Genomic DNA, 15,725 nt, shown 5'->3' with positions numbered 1-15,725 from the left:
GGCGGTCGAGGCTCTGGGGGCCGTTTGGCCCCTACTTCTTGGGCTTCTTCCGCTTGGTCTTCGCGTTTTTCCTCTTGGCCCCAAGCTGGGCCTTCTTGGCACGCTTGGATTTCTTCCGTGCCTTCTCCGCCTCATGCGCGGCCTTCTCCGCTTCGGACTTGCGCTGGAGCGGGACCAGCTTGGCCGTGGCCTCGGCGGCGCTCTTGCCGACGTGGGGCAGGACGCTCTGGTAGATGTCCCGCGTGATCCGGGTGTCGCTGTGCCCGAGGGTGTCCGACACGATCTTGACGTCGATACCGGCGGCGAGCATGAGCGTGGCCGCGCCGTGGCGGAGGTCGTGCAGCCGGATCGGCGGGAGGTCGGAGGCGAGAACGAGGCGCTCGAAGAGGTCGGTGACCTTGCCCGGGTGGAGCCAGGAGCCGTCCTCCTGGGTGAAGACCAGGCCCGTCTCGACCCAGGCCGTTCCCCACTCCTCGCGCTCTGCCTCCTGCTGCTTGCGGTGCCGCTCCAGGACGCCGACAGTGTCATCGTCCAGGGCTACGACGCGGAAGCCGCTGTCCGTCTTCGGCTCGGATGCCTCGACCTCCCACCCGTCCTGCACGAGCTGCCCCGTGACCGTGAGCGAGTGCCGGTCGAGGTTGGTCTCCGACCACGGCTGCCCGCACGCCTCGCCGCGCCGTAGGCCGCGGAAGGCGATCAGGTGCCACATGGCGTACAGCCGGTCCTCGGCGACGAAGTCCAGGAAGGCGCCGGTCTGTTCGGGTGTCCACACCATGACGGGGGAGGGCTTCTCGCCGGTCTGCTGCCACCGGGCGAGGCGCTCGTCCGTCCATACCAGGGCCTTCGGCTTGCGGACCGGGTCGATCTCGACGTGGGCCGCCGGGTTGAACGTGATGATCTGCTGTCCGATCGCGTCATTCAGAGCGGTGCGGAGCGTGGCCTTGATGTGCTGCCGAGTGGACGGCCCGGTGACGCGGCGGAAGGGCGGCATTGCATCGATCGCAGCTTTCATCGCCTTGCGGCGAGCCCTGTTCTCGACGCCCTTCCACGGCACGGTCGCCAACTCTTCGACCGCTTCACGTCGCTGGGCGTTCTGCTCCAGGACCTCGGCGTTGATGTCGGTGATCCTGGTGAACATCTCGCTGAGGTGGCTCACGCGCAACCGGTCGAGGCGACGGTCGCCGATGTGGGGCTTGAGGTGCACGCGGACGTCGGTCTCGTACCGGTTGATGCCCGACTTGCGTATGCGTTTGCCGGCGAGCCAGCGGTCCAGCCACTCGGCCACGGTGAGGCTGCCAACGAGGTCCTGGCCAGCCTTCAGTCGTCGCCGGGTCTCCTCCACGTCCGGCAGGGGCAGCTTCTCGCCGCTGACCTCGGCCAGCATCTCCGCGATCAGCTGGACACCCTCGGGGTCGTCGGCCTCAGCGAGCCCCATGAGGGCACGTACGTGGTCGAGATCGGCCTGGGCGGCCTTGAGGCTGCTGTACCCGCCACGGGCGAACGACCGTCGGCTGCCGTCTTCGCGGGGCGGCAGCTCCTGGCGTACGGAGTACGTGCAGTGGTTCCTGCTGTTGCGCTTCGGGCAGGAGGCGCCGAGTTCCTTGCCGGTCTTCGGGTCGCGGCAGGAACAGCGGCGGTAGGTGGAGCCCTTCAAAGGCGGTCCTCCGAGGTGGTGTCGGTATCGGGGTCGGGCGCGTCGACATCGTCCAGTGCTGGGGGCAGGCCGGGGGGCGTGGCTCCCTTGTCGCGCAGGTCGCGGCGGAGGTAGCGGAGGGTGTACTTGGCGGATATGGCCTGGTCGGCGTACTCGCTCCGTTTGCGCTCGGCTTCGTCCTGCTGGGCGCGGCCGGTGGCTGTCCGGGCCGCGAATCCTGCCCGCTCTTCCTCTTCGAGTGCTGCTAGAGCGGTGCGGACGAGGCTGGCGTGACGCTCGAAGTCGGGGACCAGGCCCGCGTCGTAGATGGGTACCTCCTGCTCGCCGGTGAAGCGGCGCAGGGCGTCCCAGATCGGCACGAGGTCCTGGAAGGGGAGTTCCTGGGTCTGCTCGACGTAGCCGACCGGGAAGATCAGGCAGACCGGGTACGTCTCCAGGGCGGCGGCCAAGACCATCACGTCCACCAGCGGGAGGTTGGCCCGGCGGCCGGACTCCATGTTGGCGATCACGTTGCGCGGGATGGGATGCCCAAACCGTTCGCACTGGTCGGCCAGGTCCTGTGCACTCCATCCCATCTCCTTCCTTCTCCGCCGGACTTCGCCGGCCACGTTGGCCTTGACCCGGTCCGCCCACTCGGGGAAGTCGTCCTCATCAGCATCCGCCTTGAGTTGTGTCATGAAGACACATTAGCTTGAGCATCCTGGTTGGTAGACGCCTGGAGCCGGACGTGATGGCCACGTTCGCCGACGGCTGTACCGAAAGGGGCTTCACCGCATGCGCGAGGACGCGACGGCCGAACAGCCGAAGGGCTCGAAGGGAATGAGCCGGGAGGAGCTGCTGCGCCTCCCCGTGGCCATTGACCTGGATACAAGTAATCGAGCTCTGGGGCTCGGGCGGAGCAAGGGGTATGAGTTGGCGAAGAGGGGCGTCTACCCGTGCAAGGTGCTGCGACTCGGCAATGCCTACCGGGTCGTGACCGCAGACCTGCTGGAGCTCCTCGGGCTGGCGGCATGAAGGGGCGGCTGCGTAGCAGGCCGTTCTGCGCTGAGCTGACACAGAAACGCTGGACTGTCGCCGGGCGTGGACGTACGGTCCGTGTTCCCTCGCGATGGCCTGGTGCCCGCGAGAAGGGAATGGGCCCCCGGCGGTGCAACGCCGGAGGCCCCAGCAACCCCGAACGGCCCGTCAAGAACCAACCCGGCGGTCAGGGCGTGCAAGCCCGCCACCGCCAGACGAGGAGCTGCCCCGTGGAACACTCGGAACCCGAGCCCTATTCCGCTCTCTCCAGCGGCGCATGGCCCCCGGGTGCCATTCCTGGCCGCCCCGGTCATCTCACCGGCGACCCGCAGATGCCCGCCGAGGAGAGCGGGTCGGACGCCACCCCCGTGGACCAGCTGGCCGAGGCGGCCACGCCGGACCCCGAGCCCACCGCCGGATCGGCTCTGCTGGAGGAACTTCGCGCGCAGATAGCTAAGTTCGTCATCCTCCCGTCTGCGGAAGCCCTGGACGCGGTCACCCTCTGGGTGGCAGCAACGCACCTCCAGCCCGCCTGGCAGCACGCGCCGCGGCTGGCGGTGGTCGGCCCTGCGAAACGGTGCGGCAAGTCACGCCTGCTGGACGTGCTCACAGAGACGGTCCACCAGCCGATGCTCACCATCAACACCACCCTGGCGGCGGTTTTCCGCTCGATCACGGAGGAGCCGCCCACGCTCTTGGTGGACGAGGCGGACACGATCTTCGGCACGCCCAAGCAGGCGGAGAAGAACGAGGAGATGCGCGGCCTGCTCAACGCCGGCCACCAGCGCAACCGGTACGTCACCCGGGTCGTGGGCGCCGACCACACGCCGCACCGATTCGCCACCTTCGCCATGGCGGCGCTCGCGGGCATCGGTGACCTGCCCGACACGATCATGGACCGGGCCGTGGTGATCCGCATGCGCCGCCGGGCGGAGGGCGAGCGTGTCAAGCCCTTCCGTTCCCGCCGCGACATCCCGGTCCTGCACGACCTGCGCGACCAGATCGCCACGTGGGTCCGGCCGCTGCTTGATGAGGCAGCGGATCTGGAGCCGGACATGCCGGTGGAGGACCGGGCCGCGGACACCTGGGAGCCGTTGATCATCGTCGCGGACCTGGCCGCCGGTGCCTGGCCTCGGCTCGCCCGGACGGCGTGTACCCGGATGGTCGCCGCCGAGATCGAGGCAGAGGAGGACCAGCCCGGCGGAGCCCGCATCCTCGCCGACATCCGCAGGGCGTTCGTCGTCCAGCGTGAGCCCGACAGCCTGACCACGGACGAGCTGCTCCACCAGCTCCGCCAGGACGCCGAGAGCCCCTGGGCAGAGTGGGGACGCAGTGGGCTGAACGCCAAGGACCTGGCCGCGCTGCTCCGCGAGTTCGGCATCAGGCCGGGCAACGTTCGCCTCGCCGATGGAACCCAGCGCAAGGGCTACACGCGGTTCAAGTTCCTCGACGCTTGGCGGCGCTACTGCCCCACCGTTCACTCAGTGAACGCCGAGGCCAGCCCCGTTTCGGGCTGAGTCCCGCCTCCCCAGTGGCCGTCCCTGCCGTCCCTGCCGTGATTCCGCAGCTCAGAAGGCGTAGAGGCAAGACGGCGACCGAGGGCAAGACGGCAGCGCGATCACCGTAACCGCCTTGTCTCCGCTGGGACGGCGCCGCGAGCCGTCTCGTGCCGTCCCGGGCGTCCCCGCCGTATCGCCGCAGGCCGGAGCCCAGTCGGCCGGGACGGCATCGCACGGCAACGTCGCCCCGGTCGGCAGCGGATGGATGCATCCCGCGAGCGTGGCAGCCAACTGCCGCGTCCTGCGGGTGCGGCAGACGGAGGCGGCTGCCGTACCGGCTCTGACCTGCGCTTGCAACGGCCAAGACGGCAAGACGGATCGTCCGACACCACTTGAGGAGTACTCCGCTTGACCCACCCCATGACCCCCACCCAGCGCCATCAGCTTGACCAAAGGGGGTGCGCGACGACCAAGCAGACCACCGAGCGGTTGGCGCTCGCAGTCGCCGGAGTCGTGATCGTGATCCTCACCGTCGGCGGGTTCTGGCTGTCCTACGCGCACCTCGCTGAGGTCGCCGGGCAGCATGGGCTCGGAGGCTCACCCACCCGCCAGTGGGCTTGGCCGGCGACGCTGGACGCGTTCATCGTCGCCGGAGAGCTTCTGATGCTCCGCGCGGGGCTGCGCCAGGTCACCGACGGCTGGGCCATCGCACTCACGGCTACTGGCTCGGTGGGCTCCATCGCCCTCAACGTGGCGGGAGTCAGCGGTACCGATCACGCCGGACCCGTGCCGCTGCTCAACTACGTGGTCGCAGCCGTCCCCCCAGCCGCTGCCCTACTCGCCTTCGGCGTCCTGATGAGACAGATCCACCAGCTCGTCGACCAGCCCGGCGAAGAAGCGCATGCCGCGTTCGTCCAGGAACCGGAAGCCACGGTTGGCGGTTCCATCCGTCTCGGCGAAACCGCTGAGCGGCCGGAACTCCCTTCCGCCCAGCCGCTGGCCCCTCACCCGCAACCGGCGATCAGGAAGCGCAGTGGGCGCCCGGCCAGCGCAACGGTCGAGCAGCTCGTGACGATCGGACGAAACGCCACAGCCGGGAGGAGCCCGCTGACGCGGGAGAGTGTCGAGCAGGCCATACGAGCCGAGGGACACACGGTCAGCGGCAAGCGTCTGACCGAGGTGATGACCATCCTCCGAGAAGAACCCGGCCCCCGCCCCTCGCCGGACAGCGGCTGACTGTCTGGCCGGTGGGGCTGCGCGCTCCACCGGCCAGACGACCTCTGCTCTCGACACGCACTCCCTGTCCACAGCTGTGGACGGTGGCGTCACCCCAGCACACAGGCGTCTGTCGCCCAAACTCTGGAGGCCCTTATCCCATGAACGACTCGCGACGAACCGAAGATCCTTCGGACGGCTCCTCGCAACTCACGAAGCCGCCGACGCTGCTGAAGCGCCTACGTCACGCCTTTGGACAGCCTGCCCCTGGCGGAGCCAGTAGTACCCCGAGTCCGACTCAAGGCCGGCCTTCGGGGGACTCCGCCCCAGGGGTGGCGGAGACGGACCAGCGCCAGGGGGCGCCGGACCGTGGGTTCGGGGCGGAGGGCAGTCCCGAACCGGATGTACTCCACGATGCGCAGCAGGCCGCCCTCCGTCCCGCAGTGGCAAGCGACGCCTCACGTGCTCAGCCCGCGATCCGCCGCTTCACCGGCGACAAGCGCATGGAGCGTGTCGGCCCCCTGCGCTTCCTCGGCGACGAACGAGCCCGGCTACGGGAGACCGCCTCGGAGCACGGCTACGCAGGCGAATCCGGCTTCGCAGCCGACATAGTCCTTGCGTTCCTGGACGGGCGGTTCACTGCGAATCTCCCGCTGTCTGAGGACCGCCGCCGCCTTCACGAGTTCCGCTCGCAGGTGCTGCGCAACCTCAACCGCATAGGCATCAACGTCAACCAGATGGCCCGGGCGCTCAACAGCGATCTCACTCCGCCCGACATCCGTCGGCACCTCGCAGAGCTGCAACACCTTCTGCATCTGATCGCAGACGCCCTGCGCGAACCCGCCGACCCGACAAAGGACCTGTCCGCATGATCGCCGCCATCAAACCGGCCGGGGCCAACACCCGCGGTCTGCTCGCCTACCTCTACGGTCCCGGCCACCACGACGAGCACATCGACCCGCACATCGTCGCCGGCTTCGCCATGCTCGGCATGCCCGACCCCGGCCGCGACGAGAACGCCACCCTCACCCAGCTCGCCCACCACCTCGACGAGCCCGTTCACCTTCGGAACAGCGAGTTCGGCAAGAAGGTCACCGACCACGTCTGGCACTGCCCCGTCCGCACCGCCCCCGAAGACCGCCACCTCTCCGACACCGAATGGGCCGACATCGCTCAGCGCATCGTCGAAGCTGCTGGCATCGCCCCGGCGGGCGACGACCTCGGCTGCCGCTGGATAGCTGTCCGCCACGCCGACGACCACATCCACGTCCTCGCCACCACGGTCCGCGAGGACGGCCGCCGCCCCAAACTCCACGACAGCGGCATCCGCGTCGGCGACGCTTGCCGTCAGATCGAGAAGGACTACGGCCTGCGCCAACTGAAGAAGGGGGACCGCACCGCCGCCCGCCGGCCCACACAGGCTGAGATGCACAAGGCCGAACGCCTCGGCTGGGAGCAGACCAGCCGCGACTGGCTCCAGGACCACATCCGCACCGCGATACCTCACGCGAGCAGCACGGAGGAACTCCTCGCCTACCTCGAAGCCGATGGCATCGCGGTCAAGCCCCGCCGTGGACCGTCCGGAGACCTCCTCGGCTACTCCGTCGGCCGTCCCGACGACCTCAACAAGGACGGCGAACAGATCTTCCACCCCGGCGGAAAGATCGCCCCCGATCTCAGCCTGCCCAAGCTCCAGGCCCGCCTGGAAACCACCGCGCCGGAGGAGCACCCCACCGCCCGCCGCAACCATCCCGCCACCCCCTGGCACCAGGCCACCGACGCCCTCGACACCCTCCACACCGGCATGACCGACGACACCCACGCCCAGGCCCACATCACCGCGCTCGGCGAACTCATCGAAGCCACTGCCCAGCAAGCCCCCACCCACCTCCACACAGAACTGCGAGCCGCATCAAGGGCGTTCGCCCGCGCCCAGCGCTCCCAGATCCGCGCCGAGAACCAGGCCGCGCACACCCTGCGCAAAGCGGCCCGCGACATCGCCCACACCGTCACCGGCCCCGACGGCAGCGCCTTGGCCGCCCTGCTCACCGCCTTTGTCTGGGCCACGATCGTCGCCGCCCGCTGGCACGAAGCGAAGAACCATGCGCAACAGACCGAAGCCACCCGCCAGACCCTCCACCACCTCCAGATCGCCGCCACCCAGGCCCTCGCACCTGTCCTCGACAGCCTCGCCGCCCGTCAGCCGACGGAACAGGCGCGCCGCGCCCTCGCCCACGACGTACGAGCCGCCGTGCCCGACCACGCCGACCGCATCCTCACGGACTCCGCCTGGTCGGCCCTCGCCACCGTCCTCGCCGACGCCGAAGCCGGCGGCCACCAACCCCTCCAGCTCCTCAAGGAGGCCGCGGCCCAACGCGAACTGTCCACTGCCCGCCAACCCGCGCGCGTCCTGATCACCCGCATCCAGCACACCAGCCGGAACCCCGCACCCAATCCCCGCGCTGAAGCCGCTCGCCGCCGCTCCACGCGGATATCTGCAATCGGTATCGGGGCGTACCCGATGCAGACGGCCACGCTGACGGAAACCGCGAACCGGGCCGAACGCCCACGGCTGTAGGGAGGTCGGGGCCTGGCCTTCGAGCCGGTTCGTCTTCTCCTTCCGATGGTCACGTCTGGGCTTCTCCCGTCATCTCGGCTCAGAAACCGCAAGATGGTTGACCAGGACCGTTCTTCTCCATGGCGGTTCGGTACGCCGTGACTACGCTGCCCGTCATGCGCGAAGTCGAATACCGGAGCAGCAGCGTTCCGCTGGAGGAATACGAACTCACCCGCGCGGACCACCGCCGTCAGAAGCAGACCGAGGAGATCAGCCAGTGGGTTCGGCGACAGGTTGATGAGGACAACGCCAAATGCCTTGCAGACCCGGCGATGGCGGAGCGTCGGCGCCAGGCGTTCGAGGGAGCATGGAAACTGCTCCAGTCCTTCAAGAAGCAGGACCACGAGATCATGCGGTGGCGTGTCCGGTTGTACTGCGGCCACATCATCGAGACAGAGACGCACTGCTCGTACACCGACCCTGTCTCCGCTGGGGCGTCCAGCAGGCGATGCCCTGAGTGCAGGGAAGAGCGGTCAACGATCGTGGCTTACGAACCCGTCGGACTGCTGGCAGAGCCACCTGAGCCCGCACCGGCACCGCCGCCGCCCCCGAAGGCGCCAACTCGAGCCGAGCTCGAACGAAGGGTTAAGGAATTAGAGAAGGAGAACGAACGCCTTCGCGCGAAGCGCGGCGGCTGAAGGTACTTGCGCGAGGGCGCCCGGTCTGTAGCACCTGATGGTCTTCCTCAGCATGTCGCAGCACAGCGGCAGGGCGAACATGGTCGCGGCCCAGGGCAGTCAGGTCGTGAGGGCTGTGTCGAGGTAGTCCTGCACCGCCTCGAACAGCCCGTACGGCACGTACTCCGGGATCGCGTCGTGGGCGACCCAGGCCAGTTCGGCCAGCTCCTCGGTGTCCGCGACGTGAGCGGTGCCGCGCAACACGTCGCAAGCGGTGTACGATATCAGTCGGCCCGTCTTCGGGTGGACCCGTTCACCGAGCAGCTTCACCGCCCCCATGGCCAGCCCGGTCTCTTCCTGAGTCTCCCGCACAGCGGCGTCCTCACGGGTCTCGCCGGGCTCGACCTCTCCGGCCGGAAACTGCCAAGAGAGCTGTCCCTCGCTGACCCGGCGGCGCACCATCAGTACACGCCCCTCGTTCACCACAATGGCTGCGGCGATGCCCGGACGCCCGTCCGTATTCTGCTGCGTCACGTCTGCTCCTCCAGGACAGCCAGGATGAGTGGGAAGATCGTATCGACGGGGATGAATCGGGGCACTGCGTTTCTGGGACCCACATGACGTCGATGTTCTCGGCCGCGTCGCTGTTGGTGGCCTCGCCGACCAGGTACTCGCACAACACGCCGGTCACGGGGTGGAGCCGGTTCCCGAGGTGCTGCCGGACCGCGCAGTGGACACCTGTCTCGTCCAAGGTCTCCCGGACAGTGGTGGTCTCCGCCTTGCCTCCCGGCTTGATGACGCCGACCGGGAACTGCCACGTGATTCCAGCACCATCGTCGTCCCGTCGGCACACCAGAAGGACATCGCTGTCGCGGACGACGACCGCGATGGCCACCCGCAGCGCCTGCGCCCCTTGCGGCGTCGAATCCGCTGGGGCGAAGGCGCGAGCGGCGCACGAAGCCGCTACGCAACCTGTTGGGCGATAACACCTGCACAGTCATGCCGAAGCGGCGCTCCCCTTGTGGGATCGCGGCGTACTGCGGAGGTGATCAGTGCGGAAGGTGAGTTCGCCCGATCTCCCGGCAACTACCACCCGCTGGCCTGCGTCGGACATCTGGATAGGGTCGCGGTACCCGAGCTGGAGAGGTAGCCGCATGGACCACGAGATCGTGATCGCGCAGACAACCAGTGACGACGAAGATCAGGCGAAGACTCTCGCCCGAGGCGCCGTGGAGAGCAAGCTAGCGGCGGGCGTTCACATCGATGCCCCCATCACCGCCTTCTACTGGTGGAAGGGGAAGGTCGAAGCAGCTCAAGAGTGGCGAATCTCGTACATGACGTCGTCGGACCGCCTCCCAGCACTGGAAGCGTGGCTACACGAGAAGCACCCGTATGACGTCCCCCAGTGGGTCACGCTGCCTGTGACCGGAGGGTCGGAGGCATACCTGGCCTGGGTGGTCGACGAGGCGCGCCCGCAGTAGGGCACGCCGCCCAGCGCCTCGCCCTTGGCGAGTGTGCACGGCGCGACGGTTCACGACGACGCGAACGTCAGCAGGTGGCTGGCCAGGTCGTGCTCCGTGTCAGGAAGTCCGGCAGCGATGGCCTGCGCCCGCTGACGTCCCATGGTGTTGGGCTTGGACTCCGCCGCCGCTGCGAACTGGTGCGCGACGTAGGCCCCGCGGTCTACGTCGCCGCCGCGCAGAAGTGCCGACGCCAGGTCCCCGAGGACGACCACTCCGGAGTCGGGCAGTTCCCCACCGAGGCGCTCGACCGCGGAGTCGGCTGTGGCCGTCAGCTCCTGACGCTTGAGTTCGCCGTACACCGAGAGTGTTAGGGAGTCCATCCGGTACGGCGTCACGAAACGGACCCACGCCTGCTCACTTGTATGGTCGGCGAAGTCGTAAGCGAACTTCGCCTGCTCCAGGGCTCGGAGAGCGCCGGCGTCATCCCCTGACTGAGCCGCTTCCTCCGCGTACCGTCCCAGGGCCCACGCTGCAGCGGTTGCGTTGCCACGCCCTCGCACATCCTGAGCTGCCTGTGACAGCATCTCCAGCGCCTTCGTAGGGCTGGGGGCGCCGTAGCTCGCGTAGCCCAGCGCCAGGGCGCGCAGAGGGGGGTGCCCGGCCTTCTTCGCGCAGTCCGAGGTCACTCCGTAATAGGCAGCGGCCTTATCGTGCTCCCCAAGATCCCAGGCAATCCACCCGGCAAGAGCTGCGGTTTCTCCCGCCGCGATGGTCAGCGCTCGCTCATGGGTACCGGCACGGGGAAGGGCCGCGGTGATCGCGTCCAAGTGCGACTCGACCCGAGCCTGTAGGCTGCGTGCGCTCTCGCTCAGCTCGTCCACATGCAACCGGGCCGCATGATCGATGAGAACGCCCGCCGACTCGGGGTCGATCCTGGAACCCTTGCTAAGTGCGTAGGCGAGTCGGCCCCACGGCTCAGCGGCCGTAGCCGCGCCGACGACGGCGCCTCCCAGTAGCGTTCGGCGCTTCACGTCGTCCAGATCCTCCCCTTCAACCGTGTTCCTCTTTCGCCGCCTGGCTCGGGCGGCCTTCGCCTCGCGCAGTAGCGGCTCCAGCGGGACGCCGCAGGCCAGAGCGATGTTCCCCAGTGTGTGGTCCGTGGGGACGTTGTCACCTTTTTCGTACCGACCGATCTCTCGGCGGGTCATCGTTGCCCGGCCGGAAGCGGCGTTGATCGCATGTGCCTGCTCGTCCTGTGTTCGGTTCGCGTTGCGCCGCAGGTGACGGAGTAGCTCAGCAAACGGATCTTCTGCCATGAGTCTGACCTCTATCGGTGGGGGAAATCCAATGCTGTCCCCAACTCCCCCCCTCTTTTCCCCCCTTGACAAAGATTTCCCCCCTCAGGTTTCCCCTGGTCCGGATCACGAAGCCGCGGTGCGATAGGCGCATGACCACGCACCGGACAGCAACGCCACCCCGACCTGGGGGTGATGGCGGCGGTGCCACCGTCGCCGGCACCGCACCCGCTGGGTGTCCGCTGATGTCTCGCGTCTTCGAGATGGTCATGGAGCCGACGGCTGTACACGTCGCCCAGGCGCGACGAACCACGGCCACCGTGCTGAGGGGGTGGTCGTTGCCGGACGCCCCGGCAGAAAACGCCCGGCTCGTTGTCTCGGAGTTGGTGACCAACGCGATCACCCACGGCTCTGGGGATGTCCGGCTGCGACTGTGGCACGACAACCACGAGCTTCGGATCTGGGTCACCGACGACAGCACCGCCCCGGCCAGGCGACGACGTGCTGGTGTCAGCGATCACGGTGGTCGAGGGCTGCACCTCGTCGAGCGTATGTCGCTTCGGTGGGGTGTGGCGGACAGCGGCCGAACTACCTACGCGGTCATCCCCACACTTACGGAGGCACCCCGATGTCGCCGCACGACGCGACCAAGCTCGGACCCGACGTGTTGAGCCCCGTGGTTGCCCCCGGCCTGGGTCGAGAGACGCAGGCGGACGGCGACTGGCCGGTTGCCAGCAGGGGCCGCCCAAGGTGGCCCCGCGCCCCACACCCTTCGAAGCGCCAGTCCCGGGCTGCCCAACTCCGCAGCACCCGAATGCACGTGCCCCCTGACGAGAAGGACGATCATGACCGTTCCCGCTCCGGAATCGCCACCAGCTCCGCCCGCACCCAGCATCCCAGCCAGCGACAACGCGTCGCACGCTCTTCTCCTTGACCTCGACGGCGTCCTGCTCGACACCCGTCCGGTGATGCGGAAGGCGTGGCGGAAGGTCCAAGAGCTGCACGGCATCACCCTTCCGTTTCACGACTACGAGCGCCACCTGGGGCGCGAATTCGGCGACATCATGCAGCGACTGGGTGTGACCGACGCCGAGGCAGTCCGCCGGACATACGAAACGGAATCCATCGACGCCGCGCACCTCGCGCAGGAATTCACCGGCATCGTCGAGACGCTCCACGCCTTCGTGGCCGCCGACTGGCGGCTGGGTGTGGTGACGTCGAAGCACGTCGATCGCGCGGCACCGCTCCTCGCGCGCCTCGGATGTCCCTTCGCGACCATCCGTACCCCCGCGGGGGCGGGCCGGACGAAGCCGGCCCCAGACCCGCTCCTCCTCGCCCTGGTCGACCTCGGAGTCGATCCCGCCGCGGCCGTGTACGTGGGGGACATGACGGTAGACGAGGAATCGGCCGCCCGCGCCGGGGTCGCCTACATCCACGCTGGATGGGGATACGGGCAGCCCACCTCGCCCGCACCCGAGACTGCCGCTTCGCCCAAGGAACTGCTGCGCCTTCTCCGCCCCGCCGAGCAGCTTGTCGAGGGGAGCATGGTGTGAGTGCCCGCACGACTGGTGGTCTGGTTCTGGTCCGCTCCGCCTTCGCCAGGAAGCCAACGTGGGCTCTCGTCGGTAGCGGCGCCCTGGCGCACGCAAGAACCGACCACATCCACACCGCGGAACTGGAAGCCACGGCCGTCGACCGGCAGGTGCTGCGCGCTTGCGTCGAGGACGTCATGGCTTCCCTGGATCGCTATGGCGCCTCGCTCGCCTCCACTCCTGGCGGAGCCGGGTGGCTCCACGTCCAGCATGTTCCCGTGCGGCGCTTCGTTGCCGAGATCGTGCGCAAGCTCCTGGCGCTGAACGCCTGGGAGCCATTCGCTTCGGCGCCGGGGCCCCTCGCTCTGACCCCGTACGAGGGACTCGTGGGACTGCGTTCGAGCAGCTCGCGGGAGTACCTGGCCTACACCGTGACCTGGTCCGGCATCGCGTACCTGCTCGGGGCCGCGGCACCGCACAACCCGACCCGCTCCGCCCAGCTACGCAACCGCGCCCGGACGGGCACGGCAAACACGGAGTCGAGCCCACTCCCCTCGAACCTCGGACGGCAGGACGTCCTCGCGCTGTCCTGGACCTCCCGCCACGCTGCCACGCTGATGCCGGTTCTCACCGAACTGGCGCGCGATGAACAGAAGAACCTCCTGCTTGATCTCGCCACCGATCCCGCAGAGCGGTGCACTGCGGGATCGATCACAGGCATCGAACTGCGCTCGGCGCCGAGTGACCTCTTCACCCTCTCCGGCACCGCCGAGGGCCTACACCTGCCCGACGACGAGCACGTCGTCCACGTGAGAGGCCACGGCATTCAACTCGCCCGGCTTGTCCGACTCTTGTCCGTGCTGCTCGAAACCAGCGGGGGCTGCACGCAGCCGTCGTGGCGGACCCTGGTGCGGGCGGAGAGTTGGCTCGACGACATGCTGTCGACAACCCGGCCGCACACCGTCCTCCTGAGTAACGACACCAGCCCCCTCGGCGTGCTGGCCGCGCACGTCGCCGAACGACACGGCGCGAACTCGGTCCACGTCCAGCACGGGGCGTGGACGGCGGAATCGGCAGCCTGGCCGGCCCTGCACAGCCGCGACATCATCGTCATGGGCGAACGAGACCTCACTCTGGGACGAGCGTGGGTGCGCCACCCCGACGCTGAGGTGCACGTACTCGGACAGCCCCGCTTCGACGTACTCGCCGGTCTGGGCCGCGAGGCACAGCGGCGGTACCTGGAGAAGCTGCTGGCTCCGGGTAGCCGCCGCGCGCCCGCCCGGATAGCGGTGTGGGCCTGCCAGCCGTTCAGCCCGGATCACCTCAAGTCCCAGGCGGACTTTCTCCTGGACGGCCTTGGTGAGGCGGACGGCGACTGGGGTCTCGTCATAGCTCCACACCCGGCGCAGGGTGCCGATGCCTTCACCTGTCTTTTGAAGCGGGATGGCGGGCCGCTCGTTGCCGTGGCCGATCCCCGGGTCGGTGCGCGAGGCTGCCTCGCCGGCGCTGACGCCCTGGCGAGCGCGTACTCGACGTGCGGGATCGAAGCCGCGCTGCTCGGGGTCCCGGTCCTCGAAATCGGCCCGCCGGGTGAACGCACGCTGGACCTGGCCGGTCACGGTCTCGCGACCCGCTGCCTTGACGCCGGTGGCGTCGCCGAAGCGCTTTCCGCACTGCGTGAACCGCGTACGCCCATCCCGCAGACGGCCCTGGACGCGGTGTGCCGGTGGCGTGGCGACAGCGCGGCTCGGATCGCTCGCCTCATCACCGATCGTGCCGCATCCGCCAACGGGTCGTGCAATTCCATCCACCAAGATGCGGGCGCCTCTGCGTCGCCCCAGGACGAAGGAGCATCCGTCCGATGACATCCCTCACGGCCGACAGCATGGCCGAGCTGTTCTCCGGCGCCGTCACGCTGGCCAAATCCGGCGAGAAGATCAGCCCCCGGGGCATGGCCACCCGCGAAGTCCGCGACGTGCACCTGCTGCTCACCCAGCCGCGTGCCCGCCTGCTCTACGCCCCGCCCGCCCGCATCGTGAATCCGGCCTTCGCCGTCGCCGAGACGGTCTGGCACCTGTCTGGATCCGACGCCCCGTGGATCTTCGACTACAACAACCGGTTGAGGCAGTTCGCCGACGACGGCGTCCTCCTGGGGGCGTACGGACCCAGGATGCGGAACTGGGCCGGCAAGGTCGACCAACTCGCCCGCGTCGTGGAGATCATCCAGGCCGACCCCGACTCCCGGCGAGCCCTGATCCAGCTCTACGACCCGGCCCAGGACGCCGCCGGGCACAAGGACGTGCCCTGCACCCTCGGGTTCCGGTTCCACCTGCGAGCCGGCCGCCTGCACATGGCGACCATGATGCGCGGCCAGGACGTATGGATCGGCATGCCGTACGACGTGTTCTTCTACACCGTGCTGCACGAGCTGGTCGCCGGGTGGCTCGACGCGGAACTCGGCGAGTTCCACCTGCACATCGGCTCGCTACACATCTACGACAAGCACATCGAGCAGGCCGACGCGCTGACCTCGCTCTCGGCGAGCGAGATCATGCCCGACCTGCGAACGCCCTGGACGGGCTTCTCCGGCCTGCTCGACCAGGTCGAGGCCCGCGACGTGACCGGCCATCCCGGCTGGGACACGATGGCCGAGACGCTGCGCAGCTACCGGCTGTGGAAGGACGGCAAGCACGAGCAGGCATGGCGGGCGGCCGACACGATCGACGGGCCCCTCGGCCAGGCCCTCACCGCCTGGTACGGAGAGCTGGAGCGTCGCTCGGCCAAGCGCGCCGCGACGGCCGGGGCAAGGTGACCGC

15 protein-coding genes and 1 pseudogene are annotated in these 15,725 nt (G+C 68.7%); 11 read left to right on the top strand and 5 right to left on the bottom strand.

Annotation, left to right across the window (positions count from 1 at the left end; all coding sequences use genetic code 11):
• Positions 1-31: 31 nt before the first annotated feature.
• On the bottom strand, positions 32-1,654 hold the full coding sequence (locus JK364_RS38630) for a tyrosine-type recombinase/integrase (RefSeq protein WP_201856086.1): 1,623 nt from the start codon (positions 1,652-1,654) through the stop codon (positions 32-34).
• Positions 1,651-2,331, bottom strand: a complete 681-nt coding sequence (locus JK364_RS38625) for a helix-turn-helix domain-containing protein (protein WP_201856085.1) — start codon at positions 2,329-2,331, stop codon at positions 1,651-1,653. The genes JK364_RS38630 and JK364_RS38625 overlap by 4 nt, the downstream gene beginning before the upstream one ends.
• Before the next feature lie 97 nt (positions 2,332-2,428).
• On the opposite strand from JK364_RS38625, the gene JK364_RS38620 reads away from it, so the two are divergent.
• The 6 genes from JK364_RS38620 to JK364_RS38595 all read left to right on the top strand — a co-directional run bounded on the left by JK364_RS38620 (position 2,429) and on the right by JK364_RS38595 (position 8,640).
• Entirely contained in the window at positions 2,429-2,668 is a 240-nt protein-coding gene (locus JK364_RS38620) for a hypothetical protein (protein WP_201856084.1), read from the top strand.
• 233 nt (positions 2,669-2,901) lie between these two features.
• A complete protein-coding gene (locus JK364_RS38615; RefSeq protein ID WP_201856083.1) occupies positions 2,902-4,188 on the top strand; it encodes a DUF3631 domain-containing protein in 1,287 nt (428 codons plus the stop codon).
• A gap of 402 nt (positions 4,189-4,590) precedes the next feature.
• Positions 4,591-5,406 (top strand): DUF2637 domain-containing protein, encoded by an 816-nt coding sequence (locus JK364_RS38610; RefSeq protein WP_201856082.1) that lies wholly within the window; start codon positions 4,591-4,593, stop codon positions 5,404-5,406.
• Between the two features lie 422 nt (positions 5,407-5,828).
• Positions 5,829-6,257 (top strand): MobC family plasmid mobilization relaxosome protein, encoded by a 429-nt coding sequence (locus JK364_RS57185; RefSeq protein ID WP_307841507.1) that lies wholly within the window; start codon positions 5,829-5,831, stop codon positions 6,255-6,257.
• Positions 6,254-7,963, top strand: a complete 1,710-nt coding sequence (locus JK364_RS38600) for a relaxase/mobilization nuclease domain-containing protein (protein ID WP_230993163.1) — start codon at positions 6,254-6,256, stop codon at positions 7,961-7,963. The genes JK364_RS57185 and JK364_RS38600 overlap by 4 nt, the downstream gene beginning before the upstream one ends.
• A 155-nt stretch (positions 7,964-8,118) precedes the next feature.
• Entirely contained in the window at positions 8,119-8,640 is a 522-nt protein-coding gene (locus JK364_RS38595) for a hypothetical protein (protein ID WP_201856080.1), read from the top strand.
• Between the two features lie 99 nt (positions 8,641-8,739).
• Here the strand turns inward: JK364_RS38595 and JK364_RS38590 are convergent, their stop codons facing one another.
• Positions 8,740-9,153 (bottom strand): NUDIX hydrolase, encoded by a 414-nt coding sequence (locus JK364_RS38590; RefSeq protein WP_201856079.1) that lies wholly within the window; start codon positions 9,151-9,153, stop codon positions 8,740-8,742.
• Positions 9,150-9,544, bottom strand: a pseudogene (locus JK364_RS38585) (NUDIX hydrolase); the annotation flags it as partial. The pseudogene JK364_RS38585 and the gene JK364_RS38590, both read right to left, overlap by 4 nt.
• A gap of 229 nt (positions 9,545-9,773) precedes the next feature.
• Here JK364_RS38585 and cutA point away from each other — a divergent pair.
• The gene (cutA, locus tag JK364_RS38580; RefSeq protein ID WP_201856078.1) at positions 9,774-10,100 is read left to right on the top strand and encodes a divalent-cation tolerance protein CutA; all 327 of its coding nucleotides are present in this window, start codon (positions 9,774-9,776) and stop codon (positions 10,098-10,100) included.
• A 50-nt stretch (positions 10,101-10,150) separates the two neighbouring features.
• Here cutA and JK364_RS38575 read toward each other — a convergent pair whose 3' ends face one another.
• On the bottom strand, positions 10,151-11,398 hold the full coding sequence (locus JK364_RS38575; RefSeq protein WP_201856077.1) for a helix-turn-helix domain-containing protein: 1,248 nt from the start codon (positions 11,396-11,398) through the stop codon (positions 10,151-10,153).
• A gap of 131 nt (positions 11,399-11,529) precedes the next feature.
• On the opposite strand from JK364_RS38575, the gene JK364_RS38570 reads away from it, so the two are divergent.
• From JK364_RS38570 to JK364_RS38555, 4 genes are all read left to right on the top strand, one after another.
• Positions 11,530-12,048, top strand: coding sequence for an ATP-binding protein (locus tag JK364_RS38570; protein ID WP_201856076.1), 519 nt, complete (start codon positions 11,530-11,532; stop codon positions 12,046-12,048).
• A 174-nt stretch (positions 12,049-12,222) separates the two neighbouring features.
• Positions 12,223-12,930, top strand: coding sequence for an HAD family hydrolase (locus JK364_RS38565; protein ID WP_201856075.1), 708 nt, complete (start codon positions 12,223-12,225; stop codon positions 12,928-12,930).
• A complete protein-coding gene (locus JK364_RS38560; RefSeq protein WP_201856074.1) occupies positions 12,927-14,774 on the top strand; it encodes a CDP-glycerol glycerophosphotransferase family protein in 1,848 nt (615 codons plus the stop codon). The genes JK364_RS38565 and JK364_RS38560 overlap by 4 nt, the downstream gene beginning before the upstream one ends.
• Positions 14,771-15,721, top strand: a complete 951-nt coding sequence (locus JK364_RS38555) for a thymidylate synthase (RefSeq protein ID WP_201856073.1) — start codon at positions 14,771-14,773, stop codon at positions 15,719-15,721. The genes JK364_RS38560 and JK364_RS38555 overlap by 4 nt, the downstream gene beginning before the upstream one ends.
• Positions 15,722-15,725 lie beyond the last annotated feature (4 nt).

The organism is Streptomyces endocoffeicus, assembly GCF_016741935.1.
GTDB lineage: Bacteria > Actinomycetota > Actinomycetes > Streptomycetales > Streptomycetaceae > Streptomyces > Streptomyces endocoffeicus.
Note: the sequence above shows the minus strand (reverse complement) of the source record. Positions and strands in the feature narration are given on the sequence as shown.

Coding starts and splice junctions, on each gene's coding strand:
- JK364_RS38555 (WP_201856073.1), top strand. CDS start 14,771: ATGACATCCCTCACGGCCGACAGCATGGCCGAGCTGTTCTCCGGCGCC.
- JK364_RS38595 (WP_201856080.1), top strand. CDS start 8,119: ATGCGCGAAGTCGAATACCGGAGCAGCAGCGTTCCGCTGGAGGAATAC.
- JK364_RS38610 (WP_201856082.1), top strand. CDS start 4,591: ATGACCCCCACCCAGCGCCATCAGCTTGACCAAAGGGGGTGCGCGACG.
- JK364_RS38625 (WP_201856085.1), bottom strand. CDS start 2,331: ATGACACAACTCAAGGCGGATGCTGATGAGGACGACTTCCCCGAGTGG.
- JK364_RS38565 (WP_201856075.1), top strand. CDS start 12,223: ATGACCGTTCCCGCTCCGGAATCGCCACCAGCTCCGCCCGCACCCAGC.
- JK364_RS38570 (WP_201856076.1), top strand. CDS start 11,530: ATGACCACGCACCGGACAGCAACGCCACCCCGACCTGGGGGTGATGGC.
- JK364_RS38620 (WP_201856084.1), top strand. CDS start 2,429: ATGCGCGAGGACGCGACGGCCGAACAGCCGAAGGGCTCGAAGGGAATG.
- cutA (WP_201856078.1), top strand. CDS start 9,774: ATGGACCACGAGATCGTGATCGCGCAGACAACCAGTGACGACGAAGAT.
- JK364_RS38600 (WP_230993163.1), top strand. CDS start 6,254: ATGATCGCCGCCATCAAACCGGCCGGGGCCAACACCCGCGGTCTGCTC.
- JK364_RS38575 (WP_201856077.1), bottom strand. CDS start 11,398: ATGGCAGAAGATCCGTTTGCTGAGCTACTCCGTCACCTGCGGCGCAAC.